At 71.7% G+C, this 25,136-nt stretch carries 25 protein-coding genes, 1 tRNA gene, 1 other RNA gene and 1 riboswitch; of the genes, 13 read left to right on the forward strand and 14 right to left on the reverse strand.

Going from position 1 to position 25,136, the window contains the following annotated elements; translation table 11 throughout:
• Positions 1-32: 32 nt before the first annotated feature.
• Together ACFQQL_RS04585 and ACFQQL_RS04590 are read right to left on the reverse strand one after the other, a co-directional pair.
• The gene (locus ACFQQL_RS04585; RefSeq protein ID WP_382391707.1) at positions 33-419 is read right to left on the reverse strand and encodes a RidA family protein; all 387 of its coding nucleotides are present in this window, start codon (positions 417-419) and stop codon (positions 33-35) included.
• 114 nt (positions 420-533) lie between these two features.
• Positions 534-1,520 (reverse strand): Gfo/Idh/MocA family protein, encoded by a 987-nt coding sequence (locus tag ACFQQL_RS04590; RefSeq protein WP_382391709.1) that lies wholly within the window; start codon positions 1,518-1,520, stop codon positions 534-536.
• Between the two features lie 70 nt (positions 1,521-1,590).
• Between ACFQQL_RS04590 and ACFQQL_RS04595 the strand changes: the two genes are divergently transcribed.
• Positions 1,591-2,307 (forward strand): ribonuclease activity regulator RraA, encoded by a 717-nt coding sequence (locus tag ACFQQL_RS04595; RefSeq protein ID WP_382391711.1) that lies wholly within the window; start codon positions 1,591-1,593, stop codon positions 2,305-2,307.
• Positions 2,308-2,314: 7 nt separating this feature from the next.
• Here ACFQQL_RS04595 and ACFQQL_RS04600 read toward each other — a convergent pair whose 3' ends face one another.
• The 4 genes from ACFQQL_RS04600 to ACFQQL_RS04615 form a co-directional block, all read right to left on the reverse strand.
• Complete coding sequence (locus ACFQQL_RS04600; RefSeq protein ID WP_382391713.1) at positions 2,315-2,935, reverse strand: GntR family transcriptional regulator; 621 nt, start codon at positions 2,933-2,935, stop codon at positions 2,315-2,317.
• 86 nt (positions 2,936-3,021) lie between these two features.
• Positions 3,022-3,819 (reverse strand): creatininase family protein, encoded by a 798-nt coding sequence (locus ACFQQL_RS04605; RefSeq protein ID WP_382391715.1) that lies wholly within the window; start codon positions 3,817-3,819, stop codon positions 3,022-3,024.
• Between the two features lie 3 nt (positions 3,820-3,822).
• Entirely contained in the window at positions 3,823-5,307 is a 1,485-nt protein-coding gene (locus ACFQQL_RS04610) for an aldehyde dehydrogenase family protein (protein ID WP_382391717.1), read from the reverse strand.
• Positions 5,304-6,698, reverse strand: a complete 1,395-nt coding sequence (locus ACFQQL_RS04615; protein WP_382391719.1) for an Nramp family divalent metal transporter — start codon at positions 6,696-6,698, stop codon at positions 5,304-5,306. The genes ACFQQL_RS04610 and ACFQQL_RS04615 overlap by 4 nt, the downstream gene beginning before the upstream one ends.
• A gap of 149 nt (positions 6,699-6,847) precedes the next feature.
• Between ACFQQL_RS04615 and ACFQQL_RS04620 the strand changes: the two genes are divergently transcribed.
• From ACFQQL_RS04620 to ACFQQL_RS04650, 7 genes are all read left to right on the forward strand, one after another.
• Positions 6,848-7,498, forward strand: coding sequence for an RraA family protein (locus tag ACFQQL_RS04620; protein ID WP_382391721.1), 651 nt, complete (start codon positions 6,848-6,850; stop codon positions 7,496-7,498).
• Positions 7,498-8,295: a 2-dehydro-3-deoxy-D-gluconate 5-dehydrogenase KduD gene (gene kduD / locus ACFQQL_RS04625; RefSeq protein WP_382391723.1), complete on the forward strand. Its 798-nt coding sequence runs from the start codon at positions 7,498-7,500 to the stop codon at positions 8,293-8,295. Before ACFQQL_RS04620 ends, kduD begins: the two co-directional genes overlap by 1 nt.
• The gene (locus tag ACFQQL_RS04630; RefSeq protein WP_382391725.1) at positions 8,292-9,380 is read left to right on the forward strand and encodes a glycoside hydrolase family 88 protein; all 1,089 of its coding nucleotides are present in this window, start codon (positions 8,292-8,294) and stop codon (positions 9,378-9,380) included. Before kduD ends, ACFQQL_RS04630 begins: the two co-directional genes overlap by 4 nt.
• A 30-nt stretch (positions 9,381-9,410) precedes the next feature.
• Positions 9,411-10,238 carry a 5-deoxy-glucuronate isomerase gene (locus tag ACFQQL_RS04635; protein ID WP_382391727.1) on the forward strand — a complete coding sequence of 276 codons (828 nt, stop codon included), beginning with the start codon at positions 9,411-9,413 and terminating at the stop codon, positions 10,236-10,238.
• 137 nt (positions 10,239-10,375) lie between these two features.
• Positions 10,376-11,359: a zinc-dependent alcohol dehydrogenase gene (locus tag ACFQQL_RS04640; protein WP_382391729.1), complete on the forward strand. Its 984-nt coding sequence runs from the start codon at positions 10,376-10,378 to the stop codon at positions 11,357-11,359.
• A gap of 7 nt (positions 11,360-11,366) precedes the next feature.
• Positions 11,367-11,744: a 6-pyruvoyl trahydropterin synthase family protein gene (locus tag ACFQQL_RS04645; RefSeq protein ID WP_382391731.1), complete on the forward strand. Its 378-nt coding sequence runs from the start codon at positions 11,367-11,369 to the stop codon at positions 11,742-11,744.
• The gene (locus tag ACFQQL_RS04650) at positions 11,741-12,790 is read left to right on the forward strand and encodes a glycosyltransferase family 4 protein (protein WP_382391733.1); all 1,050 of its coding nucleotides are present in this window, start codon (positions 11,741-11,743) and stop codon (positions 12,788-12,790) included. The genes ACFQQL_RS04645 and ACFQQL_RS04650 overlap by 4 nt, the downstream gene beginning before the upstream one ends.
• Before the next feature lie 57 nt (positions 12,791-12,847).
• On the opposite strand, the gene ribA is transcribed toward ACFQQL_RS04650, so the two are convergent.
• Complete coding sequence (gene ribA, locus ACFQQL_RS04655) at positions 12,848-14,230, reverse strand: GTP cyclohydrolase II (RefSeq protein WP_382391735.1); 1,383 nt, start codon at positions 14,228-14,230, stop codon at positions 12,848-12,850.
• 643 nt (positions 14,231-14,873) lie between these two features.
• Here ribA and ACFQQL_RS04660 point away from each other — a divergent pair.
• Positions 14,874-15,710 carry a TM2 domain-containing protein gene (locus ACFQQL_RS04660; RefSeq protein ID WP_382391737.1) on the forward strand — a complete coding sequence of 279 codons (837 nt, stop codon included), beginning with the start codon at positions 14,874-14,876 and terminating at the stop codon, positions 15,708-15,710.
• Between the two features lie 42 nt (positions 15,711-15,752).
• Here the strand turns inward: ACFQQL_RS04660 and ACFQQL_RS04665 are convergent, their stop codons facing one another.
• From ACFQQL_RS04665 to ACFQQL_RS04675, 3 genes are all read right to left on the reverse strand, one after another.
• Positions 15,753-16,754 carry a bile acid:sodium symporter family protein gene (locus tag ACFQQL_RS04665; RefSeq protein WP_382391739.1) on the reverse strand — a complete coding sequence of 334 codons (1,002 nt, stop codon included), beginning with the start codon at positions 16,752-16,754 and terminating at the stop codon, positions 15,753-15,755.
• Positions 16,755-16,874: 120 nt separating this feature from the next.
• Entirely contained in the window at positions 16,875-17,606 is a 732-nt protein-coding gene (locus tag ACFQQL_RS04670) for a glutamine amidotransferase (RefSeq protein ID WP_382391741.1), read from the reverse strand.
• Positions 17,603-18,094 (reverse strand): DUF4190 domain-containing protein, encoded by a 492-nt coding sequence (locus ACFQQL_RS04675; RefSeq protein WP_382391743.1) that lies wholly within the window; start codon positions 18,092-18,094, stop codon positions 17,603-17,605. Before ACFQQL_RS04675 ends, ACFQQL_RS04670 begins: the two co-directional genes overlap by 4 nt.
• Positions 18,095-18,220: 126 nt before the next feature.
• Between ACFQQL_RS04675 and ACFQQL_RS04680 the strand changes: the two genes are divergently transcribed.
• Complete coding sequence (locus ACFQQL_RS04680; RefSeq protein ID WP_382391745.1) at positions 18,221-19,531, forward strand: uracil-xanthine permease family protein; 1,311 nt, start codon at positions 18,221-18,223, stop codon at positions 19,529-19,531.
• Between the two features lie 12 nt (positions 19,532-19,543).
• Here ACFQQL_RS04680 and ACFQQL_RS04685 read toward each other — a convergent pair whose 3' ends face one another.
• The 4 genes from ACFQQL_RS04685 to ACFQQL_RS04700 form a co-directional block, all read right to left on the reverse strand.
• Positions 19,544-20,155 (reverse strand): LytR C-terminal domain-containing protein, encoded by a 612-nt coding sequence (locus tag ACFQQL_RS04685; protein ID WP_382391747.1) that lies wholly within the window; start codon positions 20,153-20,155, stop codon positions 19,544-19,546.
• A 21-nt stretch (positions 20,156-20,176) separates the two neighbouring features.
• The gene (locus ACFQQL_RS04690) at positions 20,177-20,500 is read right to left on the reverse strand and encodes a type II toxin-antitoxin system VapB family antitoxin (RefSeq protein ID WP_382391749.1); all 324 of its coding nucleotides are present in this window, start codon (positions 20,498-20,500) and stop codon (positions 20,177-20,179) included.
• A gap of 49 nt (positions 20,501-20,549) precedes the next feature.
• A complete protein-coding gene (locus tag ACFQQL_RS04695) occupies positions 20,550-21,353 on the reverse strand; it encodes a C40 family peptidase (protein ID WP_382391751.1) in 804 nt (267 codons plus the stop codon).
• Positions 21,354-21,357: 4 nt separating this feature from the next.
• Positions 21,358-21,531: riboswitch (cyclic di-AMP (ydaO/yuaA leader) on the reverse strand.
• Between the two features lie 243 nt (positions 21,532-21,774).
• Positions 21,775-21,862: transfer RNA gene (locus ACFQQL_RS04700), tRNA-Ser, on the reverse strand.
• 167 nt (positions 21,863-22,029) lie between these two features.
• On the opposite strand from ACFQQL_RS04700, the gene ffs reads away from it, so the two are divergent.
• From ffs to recR, 3 genes are all read left to right on the forward strand, one after another.
• Positions 22,030-22,125: signal recognition particle sRNA small type (ffs, locus tag ACFQQL_RS04705), an RNA gene on the forward strand.
• A 65-nt stretch (positions 22,126-22,190) separates the two neighbouring features.
• Positions 22,191-24,491, forward strand: coding sequence for a DNA polymerase III subunit gamma and tau (locus ACFQQL_RS04710; protein ID WP_382391753.1), 2,301 nt, complete (start codon positions 22,191-22,193; stop codon positions 24,489-24,491).
• Between the two features lie 9 nt (positions 24,492-24,500).
• Positions 24,501-25,100, forward strand: coding sequence for a recombination mediator RecR (gene recR, locus ACFQQL_RS04715; protein ID WP_382391755.1), 600 nt, complete (start codon positions 24,501-24,503; stop codon positions 25,098-25,100).
• Positions 25,101-25,136: the final 36 nt, after the last annotated feature.

A 25,136-nucleotide genomic window follows, 5' to 3' on the forward strand; every position in this document is an offset into this window, starting at 1 on the left:
GCGAACCCGCGTCCCCGCGGCGCTGCGTGAGGTCAGTCCCCGGGCACATGATGGGCAACCGCCGAGATCTCCACGCGGAACTCGGGCCGGCCCAGCCGGGAGATCTCCACCGTGGTCCGGCTCGGGTACGCGCCTTCGGGGAAGGTGTCGCGGTAGGCGGCGTCGACCGCGTCGATGTCCGTGATGTCGGTGAGGAAGACCTGCGTGCTGACGACGTCGGACATCCGGGAACCGGCCGCCTCGAGAGCGGCTCGGACGTTCTGAAGCACCTGGGCGACCTGCTCACCGGCGTCCTCGCCTGCCGTCGAGCCGTCCGCTCGCACCGGTACCTGGCCAGAGACGTAGACCCACTCCCCGGACGACGCCGCGGGTGAGTAGGGGCGGCCAGAGTGCCACGAGCGGCTGGTGTGCGTGTTCACGATTCGTCTGCCCTTCGTCGGGTGGTGTATTGGTATACCACCATGCCACCGAGTGCGTCCAGGGCGTCACGGCATGGGGTGCTCGTCTCGGCGCGGGTCAGCGTTCGACGTGGGTCAGAGCTCGACGTCCGTCAACGCGCCCTCGTCCTCGCAGGAGCGGTGCACGGCCTCGATGACGGCCACGGACTCGGTCGCGTCGGATGCGGTGACGGGTGCGGGTCGCCGGCTCCGGACGGCGCCGACGAAGCCGGCGATCTCCTCACGGATGTCCCCGATGGGGGCGCCCGCGTGCCCCATCGGCCAGTGGAACACGTCCGGTGTGCGATGCCGGCCGCTCCGCTCGTCGATGACGTGCACGCTGTCGTGGCCGAGGTCGCAGGTGACCGCGCCGTCCGACGCGACGACCTCGAGCCCCGCGGTCATTCCTGCCGGGAAGCTGCTCGGCCAGATCCACGACCAGTCGAAGCCGATCGCCGCGCCGTTCTGGAGGACCAGCTCGCCTCGAACGACGTCGTAGGTCCTGCTGAGGACGGAGTGGCCGATCGCGCGGACCGCCGCGATCCGTTGCCCGGTGACGTAGCGGACCAGATCGACGTCGTGGATGCCGAGGAACCACGCGACCGAGGTTCGGCCGGCGATGCGGGACGCCGTAGCGGTGCTGCTGCATCGCCAGATCCTCCCTGCCTGCAGGTTGCCGAGCTCGCCTTCGCGGACGGTGGCGCGCAGTGCCGCCACACGCGGGTCGAAGCGCAGGATCTGGCCCACCATGATCTGGTCCGGGCCGGCGAGATCCATCATCGTCCGGCACTCCGTGACGCTCGTGGCGAACGGCTTCTCGATGAGCAGAGGCGTCCCGCGCTCGAGGAACGGGCGCAGGGCGGAGAGCCGTACGTGGTCGGGCAGGCATGCGGAGACGGCGTCGACGTCGCCGAGCTGGGCCGGGTCGCGCAGGACGCGGCAGGGGAGCCGTCCGAGCAGCTCGTGCCGGGTGGGGTCGGGCTCGACGATCGCCACGAGCTCGACGTCCGGCAGGCTCGCGTACACCTGGGCGTGGAGGATGCCCATCACCCCGCCGCCGAGAACCGCGCATCGAAGGGTCATGGTTCGCGAGCTCCTCGTGATCGGCGCGTGGTAGATGGCATACTGGTATACCAACCATAGGAGGTGGCGCGTGCACGAGTCCATGTCGATCGAACCCGAGCTGCGAAAGGCGCTGCAGCGCGTGAGCGTGGCGACGTTGACGACACAGCTGTTCGTCCGGGGTTTGCGCTCGACCTACCTGTCCGGTCCGGTCCCCTTGCGCCCCGACCAGCCACAGATGGTCGGTCCCGCCTATACGGTGCGCAGCATCCCGGCCCGCGAGGACCTCGACGTCCTGAGCGTGTTCGACGACTACGACCACCCGCAGCGTCGAGCGATCGAGGAAGCGCCGCCCGACTCGGTGCTCGTCATCGACTCGCGACGGGACACGACGGCCGCCTCCCTCGGCCACATCCTGGCGACGCGGTTCGAGGTGCGCGGTGGCGCCGGGATCGTCACGGACGGATCGGTCCGGGACGTCGACGGGTTCAGAACGCTCACGATGCCCACGTTCGCCGACGGTGCCGCGCCGACGACCAACCTGGCGCGCCACCATGTCGTCGACCTGAACCAACCCATCGCCTGCGGTGGAGTGGCTGTGTACCCGGGCGACGTCATGGTCGGAGGGTCGGACGGTGTCATCTGCATCCCCGCACACCTGGCGGAGGAGATCGCCGAGGAGGCGCTGAAGCAGGAGCAGCTGGAGGATTTCATCCTGGAGCGGATCAGGTCCGGCCATCCGCTCCGGAACAACTACCCGGCGAGCACGCAGACCCTCGAGATCTACGAGCGAGAACGGCGCTCCTAGCCGGATCTCAGGACAGGTGGTCCGTCCGGCTGTCCAGGGCGCGGCGGATGTGGTCGTGCATGAGCTGCTCGCCCTCGTCTGCCGATCCGGCGACGGCGAGCTCCAGGAGTCGCCGGTGCTCGGACTGTTCCTGGGACGTCATCTTCTGGTCATCCCACACGACCGAGACGGTGGCGAGCGCCGTCAGGTCCTGCAACCGGTCGAGACTCTCCACGATGAGCGGGTTCGGGCACGCGCCGTACAGACACTGGTGGAACGCGCGGTTGGCGAGGACCGCAGCGGGCCAGTCGGCGCGAGCCCTGAGGAGTTCGGAGCGCTCCAGATGCTTGCTCGCCTCGTCGGTGTCGATCCTGCCGGTGCGGATGCTCTCGGCGTACGCCCAAGGCTCGAGCAGCAGGCGTTGTTCGTACACATGCCGCGCGTCCTGCGCCGAGAGCCTGCGCACCACGGATCCGCGATTCCGCGTCGTGGTGACCAGCCCGGATGCCGTGAGCTGGATGAGCGCCTCCCGGACGGGCGTCTTCGAGACTCCCAGCTCGGCCGCGAGCCGGCGCTCGACCAGCACCTGGTCGCCCGGCAGCCGTCCGCTGAGGATGGACTCGCGCAGAGCGGCCGCGATCAGGTCCATCTGACTCGTGGCCCGCCCCAGAGGCCCGGTCAGGATCGACGGCTCCGCGCTCACATCCGGTTGGTCTACCACCACGTGCGGTCCCTTCACTGCTCCGACGGCGATCCGGCCGCCGTCGGCTGCGACAGCACGCGCCGGACGATGTCGACCAGGCGCGCGACCGCCTCGTTGACCAGTTCCTCGCCTGCGTCGGCACGGGCCAGGTCCGGGCGTCCGACGACGCCTGTCGGGTTGATCTTGTCGAACGATCTCACGGTACGCACATGGTCGCCGCCGAACAGGTGCTGGTCGGGCCACGACGTCGGCGTGCCGCCCTCCGGCACGAGACGGGCACGGACGAGCTCGGGCCACAGGAACAGCATCATCGACGTCTCCATGGCGCAGGCGTGCCCCGCTGATCGAGGGTCGTCGAACAGTCGCGCGACGATGTCGCCGAGGAGCTCGAAGTACGAGACGGACCACGTCGGGACACCTTGGGCAGCAAGGTCCGCGGCCGCGACCTGGAGCACGCCCCGGTTACCGCCGTGACCGTTGACGATCACCACGTGGTTGCCGTCGGCGTGCAGTGCGGCGCAGACGTCGGTGAGGAGCGCGACGAAGGTGGATGTCCGGAGACTCACGGTGCCGGCGAAGGTCGTGTGGTGCCAGGAGCACCCGTAGCTGAGCGGTTCCGCCACGGTCACCGCATCTCCGAGCACCCCGGCAACGCGGTGGCACAGGGCGGTCGCCAGCCAGGCGTCGACCCCGAGCGGGAGGTGCGGACCGTGCTGCTCGACGGCGCCGGCCGGGACGAGCACCGCTCGCGGCGTCGACGCCTGCTGCCGCTCCGGGCTGGTCCTTCGGGCATACGACGTGGCGGGCGGGGAGGTCGGACGGTCATTCATGACTCAGAAGCCTCTCAGGTCGACGCTGATCGTCTTGAGATCGGTCATCGCCTCGAGTGTCTGCAGGCCCCCGATCCGGCCGAGGCCGCTCGACGTCCCGCTGCCCCCACCGAACGGGAGGTGGAGCTCCCAGTAGGTCGACGGGCCGTTGATGACCACGGTCCCCGTCCGTGCCGCTTCCGCCACACGCATCGCACGGCCCATGTTGCGTGTCCACACCGCACTCGCCAGGCCGAACTGCCGGGACTGCAGCGCCTCCAGCACCTCCGCGATGTCGTCGAAGGGTGTCAGCGGTGCGATCGGACCGAAGCTCTCCTCGGCGAAGAGGGTGGCGTCCCGTGGGACGCCGGTGAGGACGGTCGGCTCGTAGTAGTTCTCCGTCGGGCGGCCAGGTGCCCGGCCGCCGCCGGTCAGGACTCTGGCACCGAGGTCGACGGCATCGGCGATGTGACGGTCCATCTTGTCCGCCACGTCGTGGTTGTTGAGCGGCCCCAACGACGTACCCGGATCTTCCGGCGCGCCGAGCCGGCGCTCCTGGGCCAACGCGGCCACGAGCGCGCCCAGCTCCGCCTGGATGCTCCGCTCGACGAGGACCACCTCGCTGGCCGAGCAGATCTGCCCGGCGTTGGTGAACGACGCGGCAGCGATCGCCTCGGCAGCCAGCTCGAGGTTCGCATCTGCGAAGACGATCGTCGGACCGTTGCCCCCGAGCTCGAGGAGCTGAGCCTTGCCGGCAGCTCGATGAGCGATGTGGCGCCCGGTGGTGACGCTGCCCGTAAAGCCGACTGCGTCGACGTCCGGGTGGGCGACCGCGGCGTCACCCACGACTGAGCCCTCACCCGTGACCAGATTGATGACCCCCGGCGGTACGCCCGCCTCCTCGAGGATCTCCGCGAGAGCCACCGCGCACAGGCTGGTGCTCGGTGCCGGGATCCATACCACGGTGTTCCCGGTCGCGAGCGCAGGTGCAAGGTACTCGGTCGGGATGTTGACCGGCGCGTTCCACGGGGTGACGACCGCATACACGCCACGTGGCTGCCGGACGGTGGAGACGCGCTTGTGAGGGTCTTCGACCGGGATCGTCTGGCCGTAGAGGTGCTTCACGTGGGCGGCAGCGTTCCGGTAGCCCGTTGCGGCCTTTCGGACCTCGGGCAACGCCTCGCGGTGGAGGGGCTTTCCCTGGTCCGCCGAGACCACCGCCGCCAGATGGGCCTCGTTCTCCAGGATGAGCTGTGCGATGCGCTCGCAGATCGCCGCTCGCTCCCAGACCGGCAGCAGGCGGTAGTCGTTGAAGGCGGCGCGGGCCGCCCGGACCGCGGCATCGACGTCCTCCGCGGTTCCCCGCTGGAGCGTGCCGATGGCGCGACCCGTCGAGGGGCTCGTCGCGGTGAACGTCTGACCATCCGCACCGGACCGCCAGGACCCGCCGATCCAGAGGTGCTTGGGTCGGGGCTCCTCCTGGCCGTTCATCGCCGTCCGCGACGTCACAGCTCGAGCCCGAACGCGGAGGCGATCGTGTAGGCGCCGATGAGGGCTATCGCAAGGCTGCTGACGACCAGAGCAACCGTGAACGCGGCGCCGCCGCGCAGGTGTCGCGGGGTCGACCGCCGCAACATCCAGATGGCGACCATGGTCGCCAGCAGGAAGCATCCGCTCACGATGCCGGTGATCTGCACCATCACCACAGGCAGGCGGATGAAGAGGTACGACGCGCCCCACGCCACCGGCAACGCGACGGTGAAGACCTTGAACCACGTCTCGCGCGACGCACGGTCCGTCCAGTCGATGAGGCGGGCGTTGGACATCAGGTCGGTCATGATGTGGCCCCATGCCGCGACACCGACCCACAGGGTGGACAGGAGGACGGCAACCGCTCCGATCAGGAAGATTGCGGTCGCCCACTCGCCGAGCGTGTCCGAGTACAGCCGGCTGAGCGCGTCGATCATCTCGGAGTCGCCCTCGGGCACGATGTTCTGCGAGTGCAGGACGGCCGCGCCCATCAGATAGAACGCGAGCGTCGAGAACGTGTACACCACCCACGAGACCATGGCGTCCTTCTGCATCACGCCGATCCAGCCCCTGGCCCGGGCCGCCCACTCCGGCGAGCCGTCGTCAGGGCCCGTCCAACGGGCGTAGCCCTTCTCGATGCACCAGTAGGTGTAGAGCGTCATCTCCTCGGCCGCGACCCCGGTCAGTGCGAACATGGCGACGGCGGCGCCGAGCGCACCGGGCGGCACCGCGAACTCCATGCCGCGGAGCACGTCGTCGGCGGTGTATCCGAAGTCCGTGAACGGAAGTCCGACGGCGATCAGCACTGTCAGCACGGAGAACACGACAACCATGCCGATCGCCAGCTTCTCCAGGCGCCGGTAGCGGTTGGAGTAGAGCAGCACCACGGTGGACACGACCACGACGGCGACCCAGAACGTGGTCGAGCCGACACTGTCCGGACTTCCGATGGGCAGCAGAAAGCTCATCGCCAGTGCGACTCCACCGACCACGGCGCCACTTTGCAGAACCTTGGCCACCGCGAGGATCGCGAGGATCACGTTCGGCCAGGCCAGCGACCCGATGCGTCCGGAGATGGTGTTGAAGCCCGTGACCGCGGTTCGCCCGGTCGTGATGGTCCAGCGAGCCAGCTCAACCTGGAGTGCGACCTTCACGAGCGTGGCGACGACCACCAGCCAGAGCAGGACGAAGCCCACCTGTGCCCCGAGGGTCGTGGTCACGATGAGTTCCCCCGAGCCGACGATCGAGGCGCTCGTCACGAGCCCCGGGCCCAGATAGCGCAGGCTGGCCCTCCAGCCTCGCGGCGGCTCCTTCACATCCTCCGGCGCCAGTGCGTAAGGGTCCCGCTCGGCCGGAATGGCAACGGTCATGATGATCGCCTCCTCGCGTGGCATACTGGTATACCATCCTGTCTCGGGAATGACCAAGAGTGCCTGGACGAAGGAGCGCGACGAGGCCTCGTCGCCCGTGACGACATGCCGCCGAGTTGCCGAACGATGAGACCACTGGGGGTCCGCCGATGACGATCGACCTGCGTGCCGTGCGCGAGAGGTTGACCAGCCCGCTGCTGAGCGACGCGATCGAGGCGCTTGGTGGTGTGCCGCGCTGCCTCGGACATGACGTGGCTCCACTACTTCCGGGGTCGGTCGTCGCCGGATGGGCGTTCCCGGTCCGGCTCGAACGGGTCGACGAGCGGCCCGACGTGCCGTATCGCGGCCTGCTCGCGGCCCTCGACGCCGTCGGCGCGGACGAGGTCTTCGTGGTCCCGACCGGACGGGCAACGGACGTGGCCGTGTGGGGCGAGCTGCTGTCCACCTCCTGTCAGGCCCGTGGCGCCGCGGGTGCGGTGACCGACGGCCTGGTCCGCGACACCCGGCAGGTGCGCGGTCTGGGTTTCCCGGTGTTCGCCACCGGCACGCTACCGCTGGACATCAACGGTCGGTTCGAGGTCGTCGCGCACCGCGTCCCGGCAGAGGTCGACGGGGTCGGGATCGAGCCGGGGGACCTGATCTTCGGAGACTCCGACGGCGTCCTGGTGATCACCGCCGCCGAGGCCGACACCGTCGTCGCGGACGCCCTGGCGAAGGCCGACGGCGAATCACGGTTCCGCGCCGCCGTCGCGGGGGGCATGCTGCCCGGGGAGGCGTACGAGCGGTTCGGAGTCCTGTGATGTCACGAGCGACGCCGGTGACCGCGGATCTGTCGTTGACGGGCCGGGTGGCCATGGTGACCGGTGCCGGGACAGGGATCGGCCGGGCGATCGCCGTCGGGCTGGCCGGCGCCGGCGCCGACGTCGTCGGGCTCTACCGCACGCACCAGGGAGACACCGAGGGGCAGGTCGCGGCCCTCGGCCGCCGCTATCTCGGCGTCCGCTGCGATCTCGCCGTCGCCGGCGAGGCGGACCTCGCGGCGCTGGTCCGTGACGCTCGCGAAGAGCTCGGCGGTCTCGACGTCCTGGTCAACAACGCCGGCATCATCCGCCGCTCACCGGCGCTGGAGCACAGCCGGGAGGACTGGGACGCCGTGCTCGAGACGAACCTCGGGGCCGGCTTCCGGCTCAGCCAGGCCTTCGCACGTGCGCTCCCGGAGCGCACGGCGGACGGCCGGGGGAGTCGCGGCAAGATCATCAACATCGCCTCCATGCTGTCGTTCCAGGGAGGCATCAGCACGGCCGCCTACACGGCGAGCAAGTCGGCGCTCCTCGGCGTCACCCGGCTGCTCGCGAACGAGTGGGCACCGCTCGGCATCAACGTCAACGCCATCGCGCCCGGCTACGTCGAGACCGAGGCGACCGAGGCGTTGCGCGCCGACCGCGACAGGAGCGAAGCCATCCTCGGACGCATCCCCGCCGGCCGCTGGGGCCGGCCGGACGATCTGCAGGGTGCCGCCGTGCTCCTCGCCTCGGCCGCGTCGGACTACATCCACGGCGCGGTGCTGCCGGTCGACGGGGGGTGGCTGGCCCGGTGAGCGTCGACGGTACCGTCCCGCCGCAGGACGCCGTGTGGTCGTCCGCGGCCCTCGCGCACTTCCGCGAGGAGATCTTGGCGCACGAGGCGCACCAGCTGAACACCGGCTGGGAGGACGTCCTCGTGCCGCTCGGTCTCGAGCTGGCCGGCCGGGCGTTCGGCGACGCGACGATGCGCGCGTGGGTCCGGACCTGGGTCGAGTACCACCTGGGCGTCGCCACGGTTCGCCAGTCCGTGGAGAGCTACCGGCCGCAACGGTCCGGCGAGCCGCTGCGCGGTGTGGTGCTCTCGCCGTACTGCGGCGAGTGGGGGGTCGCCATGGTCCTGGCACTCGTCGAGCACCCCCGCGCCATGGAAGCGGCACGGGAGATCGCCGACCACATCTGCGACGACGGACTGCGGGCGCGTGACGGTGCGCTGCTCCACGGGCCCTTCTCGCTCCGGGTGTGGGTCGACACCCTCTACTACTCCGCCGTTCCGCTCGCCCGGGTCTACGCGGCCACCGGCGAGGAGCGCTACGCCCGCGAGGCGATCCGGCAGTGCCTCCTGCACGCCGAACACCTGCGTGACCCGTCCACCGGCGACTTCGTCCACGATGCCGACCCGGTGACGGGGCAGCGGACCGCATCACCGTGGTCCCGCGGCAACGGATGGATCGTCATGGCGCTCGCCGACACGCTCCGGCACATCCCGCACGAGATGCACGGGTGGTCCGAGGTCATGGAGACCTACCGCTCCCTGGTCGCCGCGATGATCCGCGTGCAGCATCCGTCCGGGCTCTGGCGGATCGTGCCGGGCAACGACGAAGCCCACCTGGAGACCTCCGGCTCCGCCATGATCGCCACCGGGATCGCCGTCGGTCTCGCCGAGGAATGGCTCGACCCCAGCCTGGCCGGCGCCGTCCAGCGGACCTGGCGCGAGCTCCCGGGCTGGATCGACAAGGGCGGGCGACTCCAGGGATGCCAGACACCCGCCGGCCACGGCGGTTGGGAGACGCACAAGAAGTCGTCCCTCGGCAGCCGGACCTACGGGGACGGCAGCCTCCTCCGGCTGGCCGCGGAACTGCGCGGTGCGGCGCTGATCTGACCTCTCAACCGACCCAAGGAGGAGTCCACCATGGCTGAGTACGGCCAGGAGTACTTCGAGGACATCGGCACGTCCGCCGGCGTCAACACGTTGCGGGCGAACACCTGCCGGCTCATCGACTTCGCGCTCGTCGTGCTCCAGGACGGCGAGGCGCATCGCTTCGAGACGGCGTCGCGCGAGTTCGGGATCGTGGTCCTCACCGGCACCGTCGACGTCGCCGTGGGCTCCCGGGTGTTCTCCGGCGTCGGTGGTCGAAGCTCCGTCTTCGCGGCGCCTCCGTCGATGGTCTACGCGCCCTGCGGCGCGGAGGTGACCGTGACCGCGTCCGGTGATGCCGAGGTCGCGCTGTGCTCGGCGCCGTCCGAGAGCGACCTCGAGCCGTACCTCGTCGGTCCGGACGATGTGACCCGCGGGACCTGGGGACAGCACAACACCACGCGCGACTACGCGTTCACGATCGACGCCACGCGACCGAGTGAACGCCTCTACGTCGCCGAGGTCACCGTCTCCAGCGGCAACTGGGCAACCTACCCACCGCACAAGCACGAGGACGACGCACCCGAGCGGGGTGAGCTGTTCCAGGAGGAGATGTACTACTACCGGGTCTCGCCCGCGACGGGGTTCGGATTCTGCGGTCTGTACGGCGGCAAGGTCGGCTCGGACTACGCGTTCGTGGTGCGCGACCGGACGATGCTGAAGATGCCGCACGGATACCACGTGGTCACCGCGGCGCCGGGGTACAAGGTCTGGTACCTCGCCCTGTTCGCCGGGAACTCGAAGGGCGCCGCGCCGCAGACCGACCCGGACCACGCCTGGTACCACAACGTCGAGACCGTGCTCGGCAACCTCCGCCCGTGACTCCGGCGTCCTGACCGAGATCCGTCCACGTGTCCTGATCTCGGTCCTCACCGGCGACGGGAGGCGCGTGGCCTCGCCGCGAGCTCACCGGGCGGGCCACCGTGCCGGGCCGGCACGGGCACGACACAATCGGCACCATGTGGACCGCCTACTGGACGACGGCGCCCGGCGTGGGAGAGCTGCGCACCGAACGCGGCCGGGCACCCGGCGAGGGCGAGGCGCTCGTTCGCACCCTCCGGTCGGGGATCTCGCGTGGCACCGAGACCCTGATCCACACCGGTGCCGTCCCGGCGCAGGTGGCCGGCCTCATGCGGGCGCCGTTCCAGGCCGGCGACCTGCCCGGCCCGGTCAAGTACGGCTACCTCAACGTCGGCGTCGTCGAGGACGGGCCCGCCGACCTCGTCGGCCGGCGCGTCTTCGTCCTCCATCCGCACCAGGACCGGTACGTCGTCCCGGCCGCCGCGCTGACGCCCGTTCCCGACGACGTGCCGACCGACCGGGCCGTGCTCGCCGGGACGGTGGAGACGGCCGTCAACGTCCTGTGGGACGCCGCCCCGCGGCTCGGTGACCGGATCGCCGTCGTCGGGACGGGCATGGTGGGCGGCATGGTCGCCGCGCTGCTGCGGACCTTCCCGCTCGGGCGGCTCCAGATGGTCGACCCCGACCCGGCCCGCCGTGGGCTCGCCCACGCCCTGGGCGTCGACCTCGTGCACCCGGACGACGCGGCCGGCGACTGCGACGTCGTCGTGCACTGCTCGGCCACCGAGGCCGGACTGGCGCGAGGCCTGGAGCTGCTCGGGGATGAGGGCGAGCTCGTCGAGGTCTCCTGGTACGGCACCCACGGCCCTCGCGTCCCGCTGGGCGGTCCGTTCCATGCCCGTCGGCTCACCATCCGCGCCAGCCAGGTGGGCGCCGTCGCCGCTGCGCGTCGTGCCCGCCGATCGACGGCGGACCGTCTCGCCCTCGCAGTGCGCACCCTGGCCGACCCGGTCTTCGACGCCTTCCTCACCGGCCGCTCCGACTTCGCCGACCTGCCGGCCACCATGCCCCGCCTGGCTGCGGGCGAGGGTTCCCCGCTCTGTCATCTGATCGACTATCCCGAGTCCGCCGAGAGCCAGTAGGAGACCCGTGTACGCGCTCACCGTCCGCGACCGCATGATGATCGCCCACTCGCTCCCGCACCCCGTGTTCGGCCCTGCGCAGGGTCTGCACGGCGCCACCTACGTGGTCGAGCTGACCATCCGGCGCGCCGAGCTCGGAGAGGAGGCCTTCGTCATCGACATCGGCGAGGCCACCACCCTGCTGCGCGAGGCGCTTGCCGATCTCGACTACGCCAACCTCGACGATCACCCGGAGCTCGCCGGCACCCTGACCACCACCGAGGCCCTCGCCCGATTCGTCGCCGACCGCGTGGCCGGTCGGCTGGCCGGCGGCCCGTACGCCGGTCTCGACGTGACGCTGCGCGAGCATCCCGACGCCTGGGCCACATACAGCCGAGACCTGTGATCGCCTTCGTCAGCTGGGACGACACCCGCCCCTCGGGCGGCAACACCTACGACGCCGCCCTGGTCGCGGCGCTGCGGTCCGCAGGCAGCAGCGTCACCGTCCATGCTCTCCCGGGATCGTGGCCGGTGCCCGAACCGGCCGCGCTCGTGGCACTCGCGGACGTGCTCCAGGAGCATCCGGTGAGCCTCGTGGACGGCATCGTCGCGTCCGCGGCGCCCGACCAGATCGAGGTCGCGGTCGCGGCGGGTCGCCGCGTCGTCGTCCTGTTCCACATGGCCACGGCTGACGAGGTCGGCCTGCCGGCGGTGGAGCGGGACCGCCGCGAGGACCTCGAGGGAAGGGCGCTGCGGGCGGCGAGCGCCGTCGTCGCAACCTCGGCCACGGCGGCCGACAGCCTCGCCGGCCGTCACGGGCTCACGGACGTTCGCGTGGCCCGCCCCGGTGCCACGCCCTCGCCCGTCGCCCCGGGCAGCAGTGCCGAGCCCCGGTTGCTGAGCATCGGCACGCTCAGCGCGACCAAGGACCAGGCCACGGCCGTGCGTGCCCTCGGGCTGCTGCGTGACCTCCCGTGGAGCGCCCGCTTCGTCGGGCCGGCCGACGTCGAGCCCGCGTACGCGCACCAGGTCAGCACGCTCGTCGACGAGACCGGCCTCGCCGATCGTGTCCGGCTCACCGGTGGCCTCACCGGCGACGCGCTCGAGCAGCAGTGGCGCGACGCCGACCTGCTCCTGCTGACGTCACGGACGGAGACTTTCGGCCTGGTCGTCACCGAGGCGCTCGCCAGAGGCGTCCCGGCGGTGGTCAGCGCCGGGACCGGGGCCGTCGAGGCGCTCGGGCGCGGTGCGGGGCCGCCGAGGGAGACGCTGCCCGGTTGCTCGGTCCGCGCGGGCGACTCTGCCGCGCTCGCCACGGTGCTGCGCCGCTGGCTCACGGAGCCTGACCTGCGGTCGGACTGGCGACGGGCCGCGCTCGCACACCGCGACCGGCTGCCGGGCTGGAGCACCACGGCCGCCGTCGTGCAGGGCGTCCTCGGGGTCGACGGGTAGGAGTCGGAGGCGTCGGAGCGCAGGCGGTCCGTGACGCCGACCCTGACGCCGACGTGACTACCGCAGGGTTCGCCGCGACGCGGACAGGTCGAACTCGGTGCACACGTCGTCGCCGAGCACGAACCGGCGCACCGGTGCCCCGACGGCGTCGGCCAGCCGGTCCGCGCCGTCGAACCGGATACCCGGGATCCCGTCGCCGATGAGCAGCGGCGCCGTCGTGAGGAACAGCCGGTCCAGGACCCCGGCGGCCAGGAACGCGGACACCAGGCGGCCACCGCCCTCCACGAGGACCCGGCCGAGACCGCGTGCCCGCAGCACCGCGAGCACGCCCGCCGGGTCGAACCGGCCCGCGGCGTCCAGCGGCAACCGCACCACGTTCACGTGCCGCGCCGCGGTGCCGTTCGGCCCTTCGGCGTCGTTGCCGAGCACCCACAGGGTCGGGGCAGCATCGTCGGTGAACACCCGGGACCCGCGCGGGGCACGTCCGCCCGGGTCGAGGACCACCCGCACCGGGTTCGCCCCCGGCACCGCCCGCACGGTCAGCCGGGGGTCGTCCGCGGCGACCGTGGCGGCCCCGACGACCACCGCATCCACCAGCGCCCGCAGCCGGTGCAGGTGCGTGCGGTCCTGCTCGCCGGTGACGAACTCCGCGTCGCCGGTGCGTGCCGCGATGAAGCCGTCCATGCTCTGGCCCAGCTGGGCGATGGTCAGCGGCGACCCGGCTGCGACCAGCGGACCGTATCGGTCCAGGAGCATCGCATCCGTGCCGGCGGCGGCCTGGTCCGGAACCCGGCCGGTCAGCATCTGCGTCCACGGGTCCGGCAGCGCCGCGACCGTGTCGTGCCGCATACGGCGTCGCTTGGTGTCGAGGTAGAACGCGTTCTCCGGACGGTCCGGCACGGTGAGGACGTGCCGCGAGACCACCTGGATCCCGAGCTCGCCCAGTCGTTCGGCCTTCTCCGGGTTGGCCGACATCAGACGCACCCGCGTGGCGCCGAGGTCGTGCAGGATGTCCGCGACCTCCTCGTAGGTGCGGGCGTCCGCCGGGTAGCCGAGCTCGAGGTTCGCGTCCACGGTGTCCAGGCCGGCGTCCTGCAGCGCGTAGGCACGCAGCTTGGCGAGCAGCCCGATGCCGCGACCCTCGTGGCCGCGCACGTACACCAGGGCGCCGCGGCCCTCGCGCGCGATTTCCGCGAGCGCGGCCTGGAGCTGTTCACCGCAGTCGCAGCGTCGCGAGCCCAGTGCGTCACCGGTGAGGCACTCGGAGTGCACGCGCACCAGCGGCGGGGTGGCGGCGTCCGAGGCGACGTCGCCCATCACCAGCGCGACGTGCCCGAGTCCGCCGGCACCGTCGTAGCCGTACATCTCGAACGTCCCGTGGGCGGTCGGCAGCGTCGTCGCGACCGTGCGTCGCACTCCCAGACCAGGCAGATCGGTCACCGTAGAACTTTGACACACCGTGCCTGCCCGTGCCCCACGGAAAGCTGCTCATCTCGGCGCTGATCAGGGTCCGCGCAGGGCCGGACGTGCGACCGGCGGCTGACGGGTGTTCACCGACGCGACATCCGGGAGCCCTGCCGTGCGCGCACTCCGTCCGCTCGGCGAGCGACCACCGTGCCCGCACGCCACGCCACCCGCGTCCTGACGGGCGGAGCCGCGTTCGTCACTGCCCACGGGCTGGCCGGCGAGCCCACCGCCGAGCCGAGCGAGGACTCGAGCGGAACGGACGAGGACGAGGAGCCGGACTCTCTCCCGGAGACGCGGGGCCGCGCAGCGCCACGCTCCCGGGCGCGACCGGGCTGCTCGGCGCCGGAACCGTTCTGATCTGGCTGCGCCGTCAGCCTGGCCTGAGGCCAGGCTGACTACGTCTGAGACCGACGCGAAAGCACGATCTGTGGACCGTCGTCCGTAGATCGAGTCGCGTGCCGAACGGCGCGATCCAGCTTTGGTAGAGCCGTTGCCACATCCGCGCGGTAGCACTAATGTCACGCAACCTAGGCAGTTCGAGGTCGTTGGGGCCAATGGCGGCGCCAGAGGTTCGAGTGATCGCGCCGCGACTCGGCCCCGAGAGGGGGAGCTTGCCATGACTGCGCCAGGGGTGGAGCCCGAGAACCCGCAACAGCAACCACCAGTAGAGCCGGGCGGCAAGCGCAAGGTCGATCGCAGCTGGTTCGCGCGGCACAAGATCCTCACCGCGCTGGGTGTCATCGTCGTCATCATCGTCATCGCCAGCATCGCGACGCAGGGCGGTTCACCAGAAGCGCCCTCTGGAGAAGAGCCGACTGATGCGGGCCAGGGTGAGGCGGATCAGGGCCAGCAGCCCAACGATGACGAAGGAGAGACCGAGGAGCAGGCTCCCGAGAACGAGGGCCCGGCCGATCCGTTCGCTGATCTGTATCCAGGCTTTGACGAGGTGAGTGAGAGCGGCAGCGGAGACGCAGTGGTGGCCGTGCCCGCGTCCGTCGCGATGGTGACGGCAACGCACGACGGCTCAGGCAACTTCAGCATCACCGTGATCGACGAGGCGAATCAGCCAACAGGCGACCTGCTGGTGAACACAATCGGGTCGTACTCGGGTACGACTGCTTATGGGCTGAACCAGCTTGGTGAACCCGCCAGCATCCAGGTGACCGCCGATGGTGCATGGACGCTCGACTTCGCCCCCATGTCGACAGCGCCGGAGCTGACGTTGCCTGCGGAGAGCGAGGGGGACAGTGTCTTCCGGTACACCGGAGACGCGGGAACGTGGGCAGTCAGCCACTCCGGGCAATCGAACTTCACTGTCACGGAGTACCCGGAACTTATCCCGAGCTTGCTTGTGAACGAGATCGGGAATTATTCGGGGAGCGTTCCCGCAGTCGCCGGGCCGGCAATTGTGACGATCACAGCCGACGGCACATGGTCCATCCAGCCGGAGTAGTGCGGCTCTCCCGCTCAGCGGCTCTGCCGGATTCGGGGTCGGTCAGTCATCCTCGACGGCACGACGACGCAGGATCGCGGCGAGGATCGCGCCGGACACGTTGTGCCACACCGAGAACACCGCACCTGGCAGGGCCGCGAACGGACTGAAGTACTGAGCCGCGAGGCCCGCGGCCAGGCCCGAGTTCTGCATGCCCACCTCGATGGCGACCGTCCGGCGGGCGCGCTCGGGCCGTCCGGTGAGCGCCGCGAGGCCGTAGCCGAGCAGGTAACCGAACCCGTTGTGCAGCACGACGGCGACGAGCACCAGGAGGCCGGCGGCGACGATCGCGTCGGCGCTACCGGCGACGACGGCCGCCACCACCAGGGCGATCGCCGCGACCGAGATCCACGGCAGCACGGGCAGCGCGCGGCGGACCGCCTGCGGCAGCAGCAGCCGGACCACCAGGCCGAGCGCCACCGGCACGAGGACGATCTGGACGATCGTCAGCGCCATGGACGCGGCGTCGACCGGCAGGTACTGGCCCGCGAGCCACAACGTCAGCAGCGGCGTCAGGAGCGGAGCGAGCAGGGTGGAGACCGACGTCATCGTCACCGACAGCGCGGTGTCGCCCTTCGCAAGGTAGGTCACCACGTTCGAGGCCGTCCCGCCCGGCGCGCAGCCGACGAGGATGACGCCCGCGGCCAGCGCAGGATCCAGCCCCAGGGCCTGTGCGATGAGCCAGCCCACCACCGGCATGATGACGAACTGGCCCACCACGCCGATGAGCACCGGCAGCGGCCGGGCGACGACCATCGCGAAGTCCGGCGGCGTGAGGGTCAGACCCATCCCGAACATGATGATGCCGAGCAGCGGGTTGATGGCCGGCTCCAGAGTTCCGAAGACCCCGGGGAGCGCGAAGCCCAGGACGCCGCCCGCGATGATCAGCAGCGGGAAGACGGTCACCGCGATCCGGCCGCTCCGCTCCTCCGCGGCGCTCGTCGCGGTGGTGGGGCGGTCCGGGCCCTCGTCCCCACCGGCAGGGACGGGATCGATCGTGCTCATGGGCGCCGATGATCCTCCGCGTCGGGCCGCAGGCCGTCGTTCGCCCACGATCCGGACGAGGTGGGCCACCGGCTGGACGCGCGGGCCGGAGGCGCTCGGGCCGCAGCGGGGAACCGCCGCTCAGCGGGCGTACTGGGCGACGAAGGCCGCGATGATCCGTTGCGGCACGCTCACGTCGACGCCGCGCACACGCGCCTCCACCACGGCCTGCTGACCGGGCGCGAAGTAGCCGGCGTCACGGTAGATCCGGATCCGTTCGACGATCCCCGGCTCGTCGAGCTCCGGGTGGAACTGGGTGCCGTAGAGGTTGCGGCCGACCCGGAACATCTGCACCGGGCACACCTCGCCCCGGGCGAGCAGCACCGCGGAGTCCGGGAGCTTGGAGATCGCCTCCTTGTGCCCGACGTAGGCCGTGAACGACGGCGGAAGGTCGGCCAGCAGAGGGTCCGCCGCACCGTTCTCGGTCACCTCGACGGTGATCGGGCCGACCGGCTCGGCGTGCGTCGAGTCCAGCACGGCACCGAGCTGCCGACCCAACGTCCCCACCCCGTAGCAGGCGCCGAAGAACGGGAAGTCCACCGTCACCAGGCGCCGGATCAACGTGCCGAGGTCGTGCTCCACCCGCCGTTGCGTGTCCGACTTGTGCTCCTCGGGGATCGAGCTGGTGAACGGGCTGCCCCCGAGGATGACGCCGGAGTAGTGCTCGAGATCGATCTCCGGCAGCGGCCGCGACTCCAGGCGCACCCGGTGCAGCTCGTGCTCCGCCAGTCCTCCGTATTGCAGGAAGGCGGCGTACTCGGCGTCGGCCGCCGCGTCCTCGGGTCGCGTGCCCAGCAGCAGGAAGGGCCTCACGTCCCGGCCCACAGCGCCAGGGCCAGCAGCGCCCACATCACGGTGAGGGTGTAGCCGAGGACGAGCCCGGTGATCGCCAGCCCGCGTCCGCCCCAGTAGCCGTCGGTCATCCGGTGCAGCGCGAGGTGCCCGCAGACGACCGCGGCGAGGCCGACCCCTGGCAGCAGCGCCAGGACGCCGAGGATCACCGCCGCGACGGCGAGCGGGTGGTTGACCGGCTCCGGCGCGGTGTAGCCCTCGTCCGCGAACGACGTGGTGGCCAGGGCCGCCTCGGTCCCCGGGAAGACGAGCGGTTCCTCCCGCTGCGCGGACACACCGGTCGTGGGCAGACCCAGCCGTTCGGCGTCCGCGGGGGACGCGTGGTCGTAGGTGGCGGAGGCGCCGTAGTCGCCGTACGGACTCGGCGCCGGCGTCGCCCGGCGCGGGCCGGAAGGTGCGGCGAAGGGGTTCTCCGGCTCGGGGCCCTGCCCGGCCGCGCGTGTGTCCATCCCTGCCTCCTGACGTCGGCTCCAGGATCGCACAGCGACATCGGCCGGCGGAGGCTCGCGGTCACCTGTGACAGGGCCGAAACAGGAGCGCACTAGGGTGTGCTCGCGACACGGAGGGAGAACGCGATGGGCGCGCGCACGTGGTGGCGGTGGACGGTGCACGGGGACGGGCGGCACATCGGTCCCGGCGAGGTGGTCGCGCCCGAGGAGCGGCTCAGCTGGCCCCTGACCATCGGCATCGGCGCGCAGCATGTCATCGCCATGTTCGGGGCCACGTTCCTGGTCCCCGCGATCACGGGGTTCCCGGCCTCCACCACCCTCTTCTTCTCCGCCGTCGGCACCATCCTCTTCCTCGTCATCACTGCCGGCCGGGTGCCCAGCTACCTCGGCTCGAGCTTCGCCTTCCTCGCGCCGATCGGCGCGGCCACCGCGACGGGAGAGATGTCCAGCGCGCTCGGCGGCATCATCGCCGTCGGCCTCATGCTCATCCTCGTCGGCGCCGTCGTGCACGTCGCCGGATCGAGGTGGATCGACGCGGTCATGCCACCGGTGGTGACCGGTGCGATCGTCGCGCTCATCGGGCTCAACCTGGCGCCTGCCGCGTGGCAGAACGTCCAGGAAGGAGCCGTCACCGCCGTCGTCACGATCGTGGCGATCCTGCTCTCCGCGGTGCTGTTCCGCGGGTTCCTCGGCCGGCTGTCCATCTTGCTGGGCGTGGTCGTCGGCTACGCCGTCGCCGCCGTGCGTGGCGAGGTGGACTTCACGGACGTACGGGCGGCACCCTGGGTCGGCCTGCCCGAGTTCGTCGCCCCGAGCTTCGACCCGACGTTGCTCGGACTCTTCGTCCCCGTCGTGCTGGTGCTGGTCGCGGAGAACGTCGGGCACGTGAAGTCGGTGGCGGCCATGACCGGCCGCGACCTGGACCCGGTCATGGGCCGGGCGCTCCTCGCGGACGGCGTGTCCACGGCGCTTGCCGGCGCCGGCGGAGGGTCCGGCACCACGACCTACGCCGAGAACATCGGCGTGATGGCCGCGACGAAGGTGTACTCGACGGCCGCGTACGTCGTCGCCGCGGCGTTCGCGTTCCTGCTCAGCCTCTCGCCGAAGTTCGGCGAGCTCGTCGGATCGGTCCCGCTCGGCGTCCTCGGCGGCGCGGGCACCGTGCTGTACGGGATGATCGGCGTCCTCGGCGTGCGGATCTGGGTGCAGAACCGCGTCGACTTCTCCAACCCGATCAACCTGAACGTCGCCGCCGTGGCGCTCGTCGTCGCGATCGCCGACTACACCTGGGTCGCGGGATCCATGACGTTCGGCGGCATCGCGCTGGGATCCGCTGCGGCCATCGCCGTCTACCACGGGATGCGCGGGATCGCTCGCCTCCGCGGGACGGACCCGACGCCGGTCGACGCGGACGCGCCGCGCGACCCGGTCCGCTGAGAGCGAGGAGGCTCAGGCGCGGCCGGAGGTCTCCACCGGCCGACAGTCCTCCGGGCCGGCGAGCGGCTCCTCGGGGTCGAGCGCCGCGATCTCGTCCGGCGTGAGCATGGCCTCGTACTCGGCGCCGAGGACGACGTCGACCGCCTCGTTCTCGCGACCGTCCGCCAGCGACACGACCGAACCGGGGAAGAGGCGAGCCAGCGAGTAGGCGGCCGTCACGCCCTGCGGACCGGTGATGATCTGGACGGCGCCCTCGAACGCGCCCTCCGGCCAGTTCGCCGCGTCGTTGACCAGCACGCCGGCGCGGCTGAGCGCCTCGCCGGTCTCGCCGGCCAGACCGTTCCGGTCCGTGCCGTTGTAGACGACCGCCGTGATGCTGCCGAGGTCGAGCGGCGTTGCGTCCTCGGGCGGGCACGGCTGGACCACCGGCTCCTCCGAGGGCTCCTCCCTGGAGAAGTCACGGGCGAAGGGCGACGGCAGCAGCCCGGACCACATGGCGCCCGCGATGAGCGCCAGGACCAGGAGGATCGTGACCAGGCCGCCGAAGATGACCGTCTGCCGTTGCTGGAGACGACGGCGGCGAGCCGCTCGGGCCTCGCGGGCTGACGTGATGGGGGCTGTCACAGGAGGAAACGGTAACCGACTCTAGGCCGCTGTCGTCGGACGTCCTTGGTCGTCGAGCTCCAGGACCCGGGCGTGCAGGACCTGGCGCTGCTGCAGCGCGGTGCGCAGCGCCCGGTGCAGGCCGTCCTCCAGGTACAGCTCGCCACGCCACGACACCACGTGGGCGAAGAGGTCACCGAAGAACGTCGAGTCCGACGCCAGGAGGTGCCGCAGGTCCAGCGTGCTCTTCGTCGTCACGAGCTGGTCCAGCCGCACCTGTCGCGGCGGGATCTCCGCCCAGTCGCGGTCGGTGGCCAACCCGTGGTCGGGATACGGCCGGCCATCACCGACACCCTTGAACATCACGCGAGCGATCCTAGGACGTCGCCCCGGGCGATCCTGCCCGGGACGGGCGTCAGGCGACTCGGATGAAGACCGGGTTCGACATGTAGATGGGCGACTCGTAGAGCGGGGTCGAGGGGTTCCGGGCGGCGATGTGCTGGCCGTTGCCGGTGTAGATCCCGATGTGGCCGGGCTCCCAGACCAGGTCGCCGGGCTGCGCCTCGGCGGCGGAGACCACGTAGCCGGCGGCGTACTGGCCGTCGGTGGTCGACGGCAGGGAGATGCCGACCTGGGAGTAGACGTACTGCGTGAAGCCGGAGCAGTCGAAGCCGGCCGGGGTGTTCCCGCCGTAGACGTACGGCGTGCCGATGTACTGCCGGGCGATGGCGACGATCTGCGCGCCGATCCCGGAGGCCGGCGCGGAGGAGACCGTCTCGCTGGTCGACGGCGCGGCGGAGCTCGCCGACGACGTGGTGTCCTCACGGTAGGTGTCGCGGGAGACGGCGGACTCGCGCTCGACCACCGGCTCCGGCTCGGGCTCCGGCGGCGGGGGCGGCGGCGTCGCCTCGGCCTCTGCCGCGTCGACCGACCATGATGCGTCGGCGGAGGTGCTGACCTCGGGGGTGGTGACCAGCGCGGTGCGGGCCTCACCGGTGACGGTGACGTCGGCCTGCGGCTGAGCCTGGGTGGTGGTCGTCTCGGGCGCCGCGGCCGCGGACGAGGCGGCCATGGTCAGCGCGAGCGACGAGGACGCCATCGTCAGGACGCCACGGCGGGCACGGACCTTCGAGAAGGACAGCGACGAGAACGGGGTGAGCGGGCGGACCGGTGCGCGGTGCCGGGCCGAGCCACGGCTACCGGTGGGGACCTCAGACAACGAACGAACCTCTCCTGACCGCCTGCGGGGTGAGCTGTCGGGTTCGGGCCGGAGCAGCCCGGCACGGTCTGGACCGTGCTTCACCCCAAGACCTCCCTGAGGAGGTCGGTTGAACCGTGGTTCCCCCGTCCCTGCCGACCGATCTGCTCGCACCGGCTCCGAGTGCGGCGGCAGGGTTCGGCTTCCCGCCTCGGAGACTCCACGCGGAGGGGCCCGCGGAGCGGTGCCGACGCTATCGCGAAAGGGTGGTCGATGTCACGTTTCGGTCACGCCCGTGTGGATGGCGTGGCATCTGGTGCCAGAGATGCCCGTGAGAGCGCGGATACCGGAGCTGCCGCTCCACCGTGCCGGCGTGTCGCGACCCGCTGCCGAGCCGGAGCTCCGGGGGCGACGTCGGGGGCACGGCCACGCGACGTCACCGTGGCGGAGGATGGGGGATTCGAACCCCCGAGGGCGTTAACCCAACACGCTTTCCAAGCGTGCGCCATAGGCCACTAGGCGAATCCTCCTGGGTGGGACGCCTCGCGGCGCCGGGAGACGAGACTACCGGAGGCCGTCCCGCCGGCTCGACCTGCGCCCCCCGCCGGAGGGGTGGAGTTCGTCACCGTCGTGCCGCACGGCGCAGGATTGGACGCGCAGGTTGGACGTGGTCGCGCCGCGGTCCGTAGACTCGGCGATCGACCCCTCGTGCGGCGTCATCTTGCCGAATCCCCCAGGGCCGGAAGGCAGCAAGGGTAAGTGAGCTCTGGCGGGTGTGCGGGGGGTCCTTTCGTGCCGTCGTCGCCTGTTGTGGACCGCTGTGTGCCAGGTGTCGGTCCGCCCGGCTAACCTCGATCCGTGAGCACCGCCCTCTACCGCCGCTACCGGCCGGAGACCTTCCAGGAGGTCATCGGCCAGGGGCACGTCACGGAGCCGCTCATGGCGGCGTTGCGAGGGGACCGCGCCAACCACGCCTACCTCTTCTCCGGCCCGCGCGGCTGCGGCAAGACCACGTCCGCCCGGATCCTGGCGCGCTGCCTCAACTGCGCGCAGGGGCCGACGGACACCCCGTGCGGGGAGTGCCCCTCGTGCGTGGAGCTGGCGCGTGACGGCGCCGGCTCCCTCGACGTCGTCGAGATCGACGCGGCCTCCCACAACGGGGTCGACGACGCCCGGGAGCTGCGCGAGCGCGCCAGCTTCGCGCCCGCCCGCGACCGGTACAAGATCTTCATCCTGGACGAGGCCCACATGGTCACCGCGCAGGGATTCAACGCCCTGCTGAAGCTCGTCGAGGAGCCGCCGGACCATGTGAAGTTCGTCTTCGCCACCACCGAGCCCGAGAAGGTCATCGGCACCATCCGCTCGCGCACGCACCACTACCCGTTCCGGCTGGTGCCGCCCGAGCAGCTCCTCGGCTACCTCGAGCAGCTGTGCACCGCCGAGGGCGTCGAGGTCGGTGGCGGGGTGCTGCCCATGGTCGTGCGGGCCGGCGGCGGATCTGTCCGGGACACACTCTCGGTCCTCGACCAGCTCCTCGCCGGTGCGCAGGACGGCCTCGACTACGACCGCGCGCTCGCGCTGCTCGGCTACACGGACGTCGCACTGCTGGACGACGTCGTCGACTCCCTGGCCGCGCGCGACGGCGCCAGCCTCTTCCGTGTGGTCGACCGCGTGATCGAGTCCGGCCACGATCCTCGCCGGTTCGTGGAGGACCTGCTCGAGCGGCTGCGCGACCTGGTGATCATCGCGATGGCGGGCGAGCAGGCCGTCGCTGCGCTGCGCGGCCAGCCGGCCGACCAGCTCCAGCGCATGCAGACGCAGGCGCGCAACCTCGGACCGGCTCAGACCTCCCGTGCCGCGGACCTGGTGAACGACGCCCTCACCGAGATGTCCGGTGCCACCTCGCCCCGGCTGCAGCTGGAACTCCTGTGCGCCCGGTTGCTGCTCCCCGCGGCGGACGACCGGGACGCCGGCTACGGCGCCCGGCTCGACCAGCTCGAACGGCGGCTCACCGGGGGAGAACCGGTCGGCGCCACGCCGGCTGCCACCTCGGCGGCAACGGCCCGGCCGGCCGCGACCGCCACGACGCAGACCACCGACGGCGGGCCCGGCGCCGCCGGCAGCGCCACGGAGGCGCCCGCACCCGCCGTGCGGCCCGACGAGCCGGCTCCGGACTCGGCGAGGTCCGTCGAGGAGCCCTCCCGGGCCCCCGTCACGGCGGACGCACCGCCCGCGGCGCCGACCGACGATCCGGCCGCGGCGGTTCCCGAGCCGCAGGGCGGGGGGCCGGAGCCACAGAGCCCTCCGGAGCCCTCGGCCGCGCCCGCCGAGCAGGCGGCCCCGGCGCCCGAGCCCCGGCCGGACCCGTCATCGCCCGCACCAGAGCCGGGCGGTGACGTGGACGCCGAGATGATCCGCCGCCGCTGGGACGAGGTCCTCGCGACGCTCGCCGACCTGCGCCGCGTGACGTGGACCCTCGTCCACCAGCACGCCCAGGTGGGGACGGTCAACGGCGGGACGCTGCAGCTCCGCTTCGCGAGCGCCGGCCTGGCCTCCACCTTCCGCGGCGGTGCGCACGCCGGGCACGTCGAGCGGGCGCTGGAGCAGCGGCTCGGGGTGCGGCTGCGCGTCGAGGGCGTGGTCGACGACGGTGGCGGCGCGCCACCCGTCGCCGCTCCACCTCCACGGCCGAGCGGAAGCTCCGCCGTGGAGGAGGCGCGCACGAGCTGGGCGACGCCCGCCTCGCCGCCACGGCCCACCGCGACCCCCGACCGCGGTGCGGCCCGCTCCGCCGGCTCGGCCGCCGTCGCGGGCGGTCCCTCCGGCCGGGACGCGGCCGAGGAGCCGGCCGACGACGACCCCGAGCCGGCCCGCGCCACGACCGTCGTGCGGCCCGGCCCGGTCTCCGCGGGCACACCCGGGAGCGCGGCCTCCGGGCCGTCGGCCGGCTCACCGTCCGCCGCCTCGTCCCCGTCCGCCGCCACGTCCCCGTCCGCCGCCACGCCGGCGCGCCCGCGGGTGGCCCCGGCTGACGACGTGCCCTCCGCGGACGACCCGGACGCCGAGGGGTCCGGCATGGTCGGCGCGCCGCTCGTGGCGCAGATCCTCGGCGGCACGGTGATCGAGGAGATCACCACCCCGGACGCCGCGGGGACGTAGGCTGTCCCGGTGTACGAAGGTGCGGTCCAGGACCTGATCGACGAGCTCGGCAGGCTTCCTGGCGTCGGCCCCAAGAGCGCCCAGCGCATCGCCTTCCACATCCTCGCCACGGATGCGGACGACGTGTCCCGGCTCGCCCGCGCGCTGACCGAGGTCAAGGCCAAGGTCCGCTTCTGCGAGGTCTGCGGGAACGTCTCTGAGCAGGAACGTTGCCGGATCTGCGCCGACCCGCGTCGCAGCTCGGCCGTCCTCTGCGTGGTCGAGGAGCCGAAGGACGTCGTGGTGATCGAGCGCACCCGTGAGTTCGCCGGGCGCTACCACGTGCTCGGCGGCGCCATCAACCCTATCGACGGGGTCGGGCCAGACGACCTGCGCATCCGGGAGCTGATGACCCGGCTCGCCGACGGCGAGATAGAGGAGGTCATCATCGCCACCGACCCGAACATCGAGGGGGAGGCCACCGCGACCTACCTGACCCGCATGATGCGCGGGATGGGGATCGCCGTCTCCCGGCTCGCGTCCGGCCTGCCCGTCGGCGGCGACCTCGAGTACGCGGACGAGGTGACCCTCGGCCGGGCCTTCGAGGGCCGTCGGCGCGTCGAGGTCTGACGTTCCGCGGGCATCCCCCGCGGCCCGTCCCGACGG

The organism is Georgenia alba (genome assembly GCF_042665525.1).
GTDB lineage: Bacteria > Actinomycetota > Actinomycetes > Actinomycetales > Actinomycetaceae > Allobogoriella > Allobogoriella alba.

Excerpts from the sequence above, each read along its gene's own strand:
- ACFQQL_RS04590 (WP_382391709.1), bottom strand. The coding sequence starts at position 1,520 with ATGACCCTTCGATGCGCGGTTCTCGGCGGCGGGGTGATGGGCATCCTC.
- ACFQQL_RS04600 (WP_382391713.1), bottom strand. The coding sequence starts at position 2,935 with ATGGACCTGATCGCGGCCGCTCTGCGCGAGTCCATCCTCAGCGGACGG.
- ACFQQL_RS04605 (WP_382391715.1), bottom strand. The coding sequence starts at position 3,819 with ATGAATGACCGTCCGACCTCCCCGCCCGCCACGTCGTATGCCCGAAGG.
- ACFQQL_RS04615 (WP_382391719.1), bottom strand. The coding sequence starts at position 6,698 with ATGACCGTTGCCATTCCGGCCGAGCGGGACCCTTACGCACTGGCGCCG.
- ACFQQL_RS04620 (WP_382391721.1), top strand. The coding sequence starts at position 6,848 with ATGACGATCGACCTGCGTGCCGTGCGCGAGAGGTTGACCAGCCCGCTG.
- kduD (WP_382391723.1), top strand. The coding sequence starts at position 7,498 with ATGTCACGAGCGACGCCGGTGACCGCGGATCTGTCGTTGACGGGCCGG.
- ACFQQL_RS04635 (WP_382391727.1), top strand. The coding sequence starts at position 9,411 with ATGGCTGAGTACGGCCAGGAGTACTTCGAGGACATCGGCACGTCCGCC.
- ACFQQL_RS04640 (WP_382391729.1), top strand. The coding sequence starts at position 10,376 with ATGTGGACCGCCTACTGGACGACGGCGCCCGGCGTGGGAGAGCTGCGC.
- ACFQQL_RS04660 (WP_382391737.1), top strand. The coding sequence starts at position 14,874 with ATGACTGCGCCAGGGGTGGAGCCCGAGAACCCGCAACAGCAACCACCA.
- ACFQQL_RS04665 (WP_382391739.1), bottom strand. The coding sequence starts at position 16,754 with ATGAGCACGATCGATCCCGTCCCTGCCGGTGGGGACGAGGGCCCGGAC.
- ACFQQL_RS04675 (WP_382391743.1), bottom strand. The coding sequence starts at position 18,094 with ATGGACACACGCGCGGCCGGGCAGGGCCCCGAGCCGGAGAACCCCTTC.
- ACFQQL_RS04680 (WP_382391745.1), top strand. The coding sequence starts at position 18,221 with ATGGGCGCGCGCACGTGGTGGCGGTGGACGGTGCACGGGGACGGGCGG.